This is a genomic window from Pseudomonas quasicaspiana, from assembly GCF_021147825.1.
Taxonomy (GTDB): Bacteria; Pseudomonadota; Gammaproteobacteria; order Pseudomonadales; family Pseudomonadaceae; genus Aquipseudomonas; species Aquipseudomonas quasicaspiana.
In genome coordinates this window covers 1-7,994 of the sequence record NZ_JAGTPI010000108.1, presented here as the reverse complement: position 1 = coordinate 7,994, position 7,994 = coordinate 1, and the positions used below count along the sequence as shown (strand labels likewise).

Below are 7,994 nucleotides of genomic sequence, written 5' to 3'. Positions count from 1 at the left end.
TGAAGAGGCTTGATTTGGACGCTACGCCTGTTTGAATTGGAACGGGATTCACGGTAGGAGCGAATTTATTCGCGAAGGGGGCGGTACATCCGATAGAAACTCATCGTTTGGTACATCGCATTCGCGAATGAATTCGCTCCCACAGGTATCCGTTTGATGCGCGATTGAATTAAAAGGAACGGGCATGAAAGGCTTGCTACAACGCGTCAGTAGCGCACGAGTTGAAGTTGAAGGGCAGATTGTTGGCTCTATCAATCAGGGTTTGATGGTCCTTGTGGGCGTCGAGCCTCAAGACACGCAGGCCAGTGCCGACAAGCTGCTACATAAGCTGCTCAATTACCGGGTGTTCAGCGATGCTGACGGCAAGATGAATCTGTCGTTGCGCGATGTGGAAGGTGGTTTGCTGCTGGTACCTCAGTTCACCCTGGCAGCCGATACCAAAAGCGGCATGCGGCCGAGCTTCTCAAAAGCAGCCCCGCCGGCCCTTGGAGCGGAGTTGTTCGAGTATTTGTTGAACCAGGCTAAAAGCTCGCACGCGGTGGTCGAATCGGGCCAGTTTGGTGCAGATATGCAAGTCCATCTGGTAAATGATGGCCCTGTGACTTTTATGCTTGAGGGTTAAAAGACTAATCTGATGCATAACCCCGAAATTATTAGGCTCTAAAGCAATAAATACTTCATCGGACATGGTGCGTTGTGGCACGCGCTACTAGATAATCGCGCCGTCCGGGTATGTGTGTTTGTGGCACCGTTTGGCAAGGTCAGAGGCTGGTTCGACACCGTTTGGGGAATCATTAGGTTCTTTTGGAGTCGGAACAGTGCTCGCCAACCCGGCAATTGATAGCTGGCCGTTGGTTTCTTCATCTGTTTTCGGCGAGGGTTGCTCGTGATTGTTAGTCCCTGTAATGCGGTAAAGACACCTGGCAAGCGGTTGCGTAGCGCGCTATTGGCAAGTTCAGCCCTGATCTCACTGTTCAGCGCCACTCAACTGTGGGCGTTTAGTCTTGATGACGTAGCGAGCAGAGCGAAAGAACTGGCCGACAAGAAATACGAAGCCCCGCGCAGCAATCTGCCCGCCGAGTTCCGCGACATGAAGTTCGCGGACTACCAGAAAATCCGTTTCCGTGAGGATCGTGCCGAATGGGCTGGCGACAGAACGCCGTTCAAAGTCTCGTTCTATCACCAGGGTATGCACTTCGACACCCCGGTCAAAATCAACGAAGTCACTGCGACCACCGTTGAAGAGATCAAGTACGACGCCAGTCGTTTCGATTTTGGCGATGTGAAGTTCGATCCCAAGTCGACCGAGAATCTCGGCTATGCCGGTTTCCGCGTTTTGTACCCGATCAACAAAGATGACAAGCAAGACGAAATCATGACCATGCTGGGCGCGAGCTACTTCCGCGTCATCGGTAAAGGTCAGGTTTACGGCCTGTCTGCTCGTGGCATGGCGATCGATACCGCGATGCCTTCCGGCGAAGAGTTCCCGCGTTTCACCGAGTTCTGGATCGAGAAGCCAGCCACCGATGATAACCATCTGGTGATCTTCGCGCTGCTCGACTCCCCGCGCGCTACGGGTGCCTACAAGCTGACCCTGCGTCCGGGCACCAATACGCTGGTCGATGTCCAGTCGCGCATGTACCTGCGTGACAAGGTCTCCAAGCTGGGCGTTGCTCCGCTGACGAGCATGTACCTGTTTGGTGCCAACCAGCCTTCGCGCGTGCAGAACTATCGCCGCGAGCTGCATGACTCCAACGGTCTGTCGATTCAGGCAGCCAACGGCCAATGGCTGTGGCGTCCACTGACCAATCCTAAGCACTTGGCCGTCAGCAGCTTCTCGGTAGAGAACCCGCGCGGTTTTGGTCTGCTGCAACGTGGCCGCGACTTCGCTAACTACGAAGACCTGGACGACCGCTATGACAAGCGTCCGAGCGCATGGATCGAGCCTAAAGGTGATTGGGGCAAAGGCACCGTCGACCTGGTAGAAATTCCGACCGCCGATGAAACCAACGACAACATCGTTGCGTTCTGGAAGCCGGAAACCCTGCCAGCACCGGGCCAGCCTGTTGATTTCAACTATCGCATCCACTGGACCATGGACGAGAAAGCCATTCACTCGCCTGATCTGGGCTGGGTCAAGCAGACCCTGCGTTCCGCTGGTGACATCCGTCAGTCCAACCTGATTCGTCAGCTGGACGGCAGCGTCGCGTTCCAGGTCGACTTCGTGGGTCCGATCCTCGCGTCCATGCCTGAAGACAAGACCATTCGTAGCCAGGTGACCACTGACACCAATACCGAGCTGGTGGAAAACAACCTTCGCTACAACCCGGTGACCAAGGGCTATCGCCTGACGTTACGGGTCAAGGTCAAGGACACCAACAAGCCGATCGAGATGCAGGCTTACCTGCTGCGCGAGATCCCGGCCGAGCCAGGCAAGGAACCTGCGGTACTGGTTGCTGACAAGGCTCACATCGGTGACGAGAAGAAAGCTGCGCCTGCTAAAGAGGCTCCGAAGAAAGAAGCCGCTGCAGACGCCGCCAAGGATCCGAAAGCCGACGTAGCCAAGGCTGACGCAGCCAAGCCTGCTGATGCCAAAGCCGATGCAAGCAAGCCAGCGGACGCCGCCAAGCCAGCTGATGCTGCCAAGGCAGACGTAGCCAAGGCTGATGTCGCGAAAGACAAAGACGGTAAAGAGACCCCGCAGCCTGAAGCCGAAGCTGCACCCACCAATCCAGAACCGGCCAAGACGCTGCAAGTCATGACCGAGACCTGGAGCTACCAGTTGCCAGCCGATGAGTAATTCCGTACCGGTGCCAGTGTCACTCAGCGAGTACCTGGCACACCTCCCGATGAGCGATGAGCAGCGAGCCGAACTGGCTGGCTGCACCTCGTTCGCCGAGTTGCATGAGCGTTTGTCTGCTCAGCCAGTCACCGACTCTGCCGAAGCCGCTCAGGCTTCGGTGGGTCGCCGACTGACGCTGACTACCGCCGAGGCTTTGGAAGAGGCCGAGATGCTGACCCTCGACGCCAACGGTCGTGTGTGCCTCAAGGCCACACCGCCGATTCGTCGGACCAAAGTCGTGCCGGAGCCATGGCGTACCAATATTCTGGTGCGCATGTGGCGTCGCATGACCGGTCGCAGTAACCCGGTCGAGCCAAAGGTCGAGCGTGATCTGCCGAAGGCGCGCTGGCGTACAGTGGGTTCTATCCGCCGTTATATCCTGCTGATCCTGATGCTTGGCCAGACGATCGTTGCTGGCTGGTACATGAAAGGCATTCTGCCGTACCAAGGCTGGTCGCTGGTTTCGCTGGACGAAATCACTCACCAGACGTTTGTACAGACCATGTGGCAGGTGCTGCCGTATGCCTTGCAGACCAGCATCCTGCTGCTGTTCGGGATTCTGTTCTGTTGGGTATCAGCCGGTTTCTGGACCGCCTTGATGGGCTTTTTGGAGCTGCTGACCGGCCGCGACAAGTACCGCATCTCCGGTGCCAGTGCGGGTAATGAGCCGATTGAAAAGGGTGCTCGTACCGCGTTGGTCATGCCGATCTGCAACGAAGACGTGCCGCGTGTGTTTGCTGGTCTGCGAGCGACTTTCGAGTCGGTTGCAGCAACCGGTGACCTCGATCGCTTCGACTTCTTCGTGCTCAGCGACAGCAACGAGACTGACATCTGCGTGGCAGAGCAACAGGCCTGGCTGGACGTCTGCCGCGAGACCAAAGGTTTCGGCAAGATCTTCTATCGCCGTCGTCGCCGTCGCGTAAAACGCAAAAGCGGCAACCTCGACGACTTCTGCCGTCGCTGGGGCGGTGAATACCGTTACATGGTCGTGCTCGACGCTGACAGCGTCATGAGCGGTGAATGCCTGACCAGTCTGGTGCGCTTGATGGAAGCCACGCCGGACGCCGGTATCATCCAGACCGCGCCACGAGCGTCGGGCATGGACACTCTCTATGCGCGCATGCAGCAGTTTGCGACTCGCGTGTACGGTCCATTGTTCACGGCCGGTCTGCACTTCTGGCAGTTGGGTGAATCCCACTACTGGGGCCACAACGCGATCATCCGCATGAAGCCGTTTATCGAGCACTGCGCCCTCGCGCCGTTGCCAGGTAAAGGCGCTTTTGCCGGTGCGATCCTGTCTCACGACTTCGTTGAAGCCGCTTTGATGCGTCGTGCTGGTTGGGGCGTGTGGATTGCCTACGACCTGCCGGGCAGTTACGAAGAGCTCCCGCCAAACCTGCTGGACGAACTCAAGCGTGACCGTCGCTGGTGCCACGGCAACCTGATGAACTTCAGGCTGTTCCTGGTAAAAGGCATGCACCCGGTTCACCGTGCGGTGTTCCTGACGGGCGTTATGTCTTATCTGTCTGCGCCGTTGTGGTTCTTCTTCCTTGTGTTGTCCACAGCCTTGCTGGCGGTGAACACGCTGATGGAGCCGACTTACTTCCTTGAACCGCGTCAGCTCTATCCGCTGTGGCCACAATGGCACCCGGAAAAAGCCGTTGCGCTGTTCTCGACGACCATCGTGCTGTTGTTCCTGCCTAAACTGCTCAGCATCATTCTGATCTGGGCCAAAGGCGCAGTCGGTTACGGCGGCAAGATCAAAGTCACGCTGTCGATGCTGATGGAAATGCTGTTCTCGGTGCTGCTGGCTCCGGTGCGCATGCTGTTCCACACCCGTTTCGTACTGGCTGCCTTCCTGGGCTGGGCTGCGACCTGGAACTCGCCACAACGTGACGACGACTCCACGCCGTGGATCGAAGCGGTCAAGCGTCATGGTCCGCAAACCCTGTTGGGTGCGTGCTGGGCGCTGCTGGTCGCTTGGTTGAACCCAAGCTTCCTGTGGTGGCTGGCGCCAATCGTGGGTTCGTTGATGCTGTCGATTCCGGTCTCGGTGATTTCCAGCCGTACCGGTCTAGGCCTCAAGGCACGCGACGAGAAGTTCTTCCTGATTCCTGAAGAGCACACGCCGCCGCAAGAGCTGGTCTCGACCGATCTGTACACCCACGAGAACCGCTGGCACGCACTGAAGCAAGGCTTCATCCGCGCCGTGGTCGATCCGCAACAGAACGCGCTGGCCTGCGCCCTGGCGACCTCGCGTCACCGGATCGCCGAGCCTATCGAGTTTGTACGGATGGAACGTGTACGTCACGCGTTGGCAGTCGGGCCTGAGAAACTCAGCAATCAAGACCGCTTGATGCTGCTCAGCGACCCGGTTGCGTTGGGCCGTCTGCATGAGCAGGTCTGGACTGAAAACCACCCTGAATGGCTGGATGCATGGCGAGAGTCTGTCGCTGCCGATCCGCACGCACCACTGCTGCCTTTGCAGCCGGTAGTGCGCGCGTCTGAGCAGACGTTGGTTCACGCCTGATTCAAGGCGGTAAACAAAAACGGCGCCCCGCAAGGGCGCCGTTTTTTGTTGTGCTGAAATATACCTGTGGGAGCCGGGCTTGCCCGCGATAAAGCTGGACGCAATTCACTTTAGATCGCGTCCAGCCTTATCGCGGGCAAGCCCAGCTCCCACAGGAGTAATCCACATGCTCCTAATCAGCAATCCGGCTTGTCCGCCGTATAACGCCGCGCCGGGTTCACCGCTGCGCCGAACTCGCGCAAGGCCTTGGCACCGATCAACAGCGGATAATTGAAGTGGCTACGGTCTACCAGATTCACCTCGACCGTGCGTTTCACGTTACCCAGGCACAGCTCAAGGTCCACAACCGGGCGTTTGGTCGGGTCGAGGTCTTCGTCCTCGTCGTCGCCTTCTGCGCGGCTCTTGATTTTGCTGATCCGGGCAACCTTGTGTTCGTACACCTTGTTGCTGGCGTCTTTGGTCGCCAGACGGAAGCGCACCCAGTCATCGCCATCGCGCTTGAACAACTCGATATCCTTGGCCGACAGCGACGCGGTCAACGCGCCGGTATCCATCTTGGCTTTGAAGGTTTCACCGATTTCCGCGACCTTGATGTTTTCGTAGCGACCATACAGCGTCGGCTCGGCAGCCATGACAGGCAATGCCAACAGGGACAATAGCGCCAGAGTTGATTTCACTGGGTAGATACCTTTTTTGGGTTACGCGGTTCTGTAGGAGCTGCCGAAGGCTGCGAATTGGTCCATGAGGTAAATATTTTCGCAGCCTTCGGCAGCTCCTACAGGTCATTCATTCGCGATTTTAGACATCGCGATCACACATCGTTCGCAGGCCAGAGCTTACCCGTAACCTTGTGAAACATTTGTCCGCGACAAGCGGATTTGGCGCAGGCGCTGTTGCTCTTTATCATGGCGGCCCTTGTAGTCCTCCAGAGATCCGTATGCGTCGCCTGCTCACTGGCTGTTTTGTCACATTGCTGTTGTTGCTTAACACGCTGGTCATGATCGGTCCGTTACTGATCTTCGGCCTGCTCAAGCTGACGTTCAGCGGTCAGTTACGCGAGAGTTGCTCGCAAGCGGTGGTATGGATTGCCGAAACCTGGGCTGAAGTCGACAAGCTGATCTTCTCGCTGTGCATTCCAACCCGGTGGGAAATCCGTGGCGACGAAGGTTTGCGCAGCGACACTTCTTATCTGGTGATCAGCAATCACCAGTCATGGGTCGATATCCCCGCCCTGATTCAGGCGTTGAACCGCCGCACGCCCTTTTTCAAATTCTTCCTGAAGAAAGAACTGATCTGGGTGCCGCTGCTGGGGCTGGCCTGGTGGGCGCTGGATTACCCGTTCATGAAGCGCTACAGCAAGGCCTTTCTGGCCAAGCATCCCGAGCTCAAAGGCCATGATCTGGAAATCACTCGTCAGGCCTGCGAGCTGTACAAAAATCAGCCAGTGACCGTGGTCAACTACCTGGAAGGGACCCGGTTCACAGCAGCCAAACATGCAGAACAGAACTCGCCCTATTCACACCTGCTCAAGCCCAAGGCGGGCGGCGTGGCGTTCGTGTTGGCGGCCATGGGTGAAAAGCTGGATGCGATTCTGGACGTGACGGTGGTGTATCCGGGCGAGCGCATTCCGGGATTCTGGAATCTGCTCTGCGGTGATGTTCCAAGGGTGATCATCGATATTCAGACTCGCGAACTGGACCCGGCGTTATGGCAGGGCGATTACGAGAACGATCCAGTGTTTCGCGAGAAGGTACAGGGCTGGGTCAATCAGCTGTGGCAGGAGAAGAATGCACGCATCGCCACCTTGCGCGGCGATGCGTTCCAGGATTGAAGGATCAGCGCTGAATTAGCTGCCTGCGCCCCACACGCTGCCCAGGCTTTTCAGTGCCGAACCGCCAGCACCTTTTTGACCCAGGTATTGCAGAATCAGCGGTACAAACTGGCTGACCATTGAGCTGTCCATGCCCAGGGCACTGAACGCCTTGTTCACATCGCCCATGCTTTGAACGTTGCCCAGCGCGCTGTTCAGCACCGAGCTTTCAGCGCTGTTGCCCGAATTACCCAACAGACCTCCCAAGCCATTCAGGCTGCCCAGGCTGCTCAATGCACTGTTGCCAGCAAGTTGATCGAGGCCCGGAACCGATTTGCTCAATTGGCTGTAGTCGTTACCGGCGAGTTTGTTCTTTGCCAGACCTAATAATGCGCCCGTGCCGCCGACGGCTTGCTCGGGGGTGACATTAAGGTTGGAGCCCAACAGATTGAGCAGGCCTGCTGCTTCAGGTGCTGCGGTGGCTTTCTGATTGCCGTTGGTGGCGTTGGAAACGGCGTTGGCCGCGTCATTCAGATTGAAAGCGAACACTGGGCCAGTCGCAACGGCCATCAAAGTTGCCAGTGCTATACCGCGTGAAATCTTCATTGCAACAAACCCCTCAAACGAAAAGTCCGGCGGGAGCCGGTAGAAACACGTGTTTGACCTTGGGCGGGTTGGCAATGTTCCTTGCGTTCGTCTCGTGAGTTAAAGCGTGAGCTGGTCTAATGACCCCGGACACTTCAATAGGGGAAACTATATCCATTGAGGAGTCACCATGACCAAGAAATACAGAAAATTCGATGCCGCCTTCA

The 7,994-nt window shown here is 57.2% G+C and carries 7 protein-coding genes; 4 read left to right on the top strand and 3 right to left on the bottom strand.

What is annotated here, in order from left to right; genetic code table 11:
- Positions 1-184 precede the first annotated feature (184 nt).
- From dtd to mdoH, 3 genes are all read left to right on the top strand, one after another.
- Positions 185-622: a D-aminoacyl-tRNA deacylase gene (dtd, locus tag KDX30_RS29110; protein ID WP_231678224.1), complete on the top strand. Its 438-nt coding sequence runs from the start codon at positions 185-187 to the stop codon at positions 620-622.
- 258 nt (positions 623-880) lie between these two features.
- The gene (locus tag KDX30_RS29105; RefSeq protein WP_317633749.1) at positions 881-2,800 is read left to right on the top strand and encodes a glucan biosynthesis protein G; all 1,920 of its coding nucleotides are present in this window, start codon (positions 881-883) and stop codon (positions 2,798-2,800) included.
- Positions 2,793-5,372 (top strand): glucans biosynthesis glucosyltransferase MdoH, encoded by a 2,580-nt coding sequence (mdoH, locus tag KDX30_RS29100; protein ID WP_027901824.1) that lies wholly within the window; start codon positions 2,793-2,795, stop codon positions 5,370-5,372. Before KDX30_RS29105 ends, mdoH begins: the two co-directional genes overlap by 8 nt.
- Positions 5,373-5,548: 176 nt before the next feature.
- On the opposite strand, the gene rloA2 is transcribed toward mdoH, so the two are convergent.
- A complete protein-coding gene (gene rloA2 / locus KDX30_RS29095) occupies positions 5,549-6,049 on the bottom strand; it encodes a retropepsin-like aspartic peptidase RloA2 (RefSeq protein WP_027901823.1) in 501 nt (166 codons plus the stop codon).
- 260 nt (positions 6,050-6,309) lie between these two features.
- On the opposite strand from rloA2, the gene KDX30_RS29090 reads away from it, so the two are divergent.
- Complete coding sequence (locus tag KDX30_RS29090) at positions 6,310-7,203, top strand: acyltransferase (RefSeq protein WP_027901822.1); 894 nt, start codon at positions 6,310-6,312, stop codon at positions 7,201-7,203.
- Positions 7,204-7,218: 15 nt separating this feature from the next.
- Here KDX30_RS29090 and KDX30_RS29085 read toward each other — a convergent pair whose 3' ends face one another.
- A complete protein-coding gene (locus tag KDX30_RS29085; protein ID WP_231678222.1) occupies positions 7,219-7,788 on the bottom strand; it encodes a DUF2780 domain-containing protein in 570 nt (189 codons plus the stop codon).
- Between the two features lie 13 nt (positions 7,789-7,801).
- Positions 7,802-7,994: hypothetical protein (locus KDX30_RS29080; RefSeq protein ID WP_231678221.1), on the bottom strand; the 193-nt coding region annotated here is incomplete at its 5' end.

What these genes read in the sequence shown, in the direction of transcription:
- KDX30_RS29090 (WP_027901822.1), top strand. Translation starts at nt 6,310, where the DNA reads ATGCGTCGCCTGCTCACTGGCTGTTTTGTCACATTGCTGTTGTTGCTT.
- KDX30_RS29085 (WP_231678222.1), bottom strand. Translation starts at nt 7,788, where the DNA reads ATGAAGATTTCACGCGGTATAGCACTGGCAACTTTGATGGCCGTTGCG.
- dtd (WP_231678224.1), top strand. Translation starts at nt 185, where the DNA reads ATGAAAGGCTTGCTACAACGCGTCAGTAGCGCACGAGTTGAAGTTGAA.
- mdoH (WP_027901824.1), top strand. Translation starts at nt 2,793, where the DNA reads ATGAGTAATTCCGTACCGGTGCCAGTGTCACTCAGCGAGTACCTGGCA.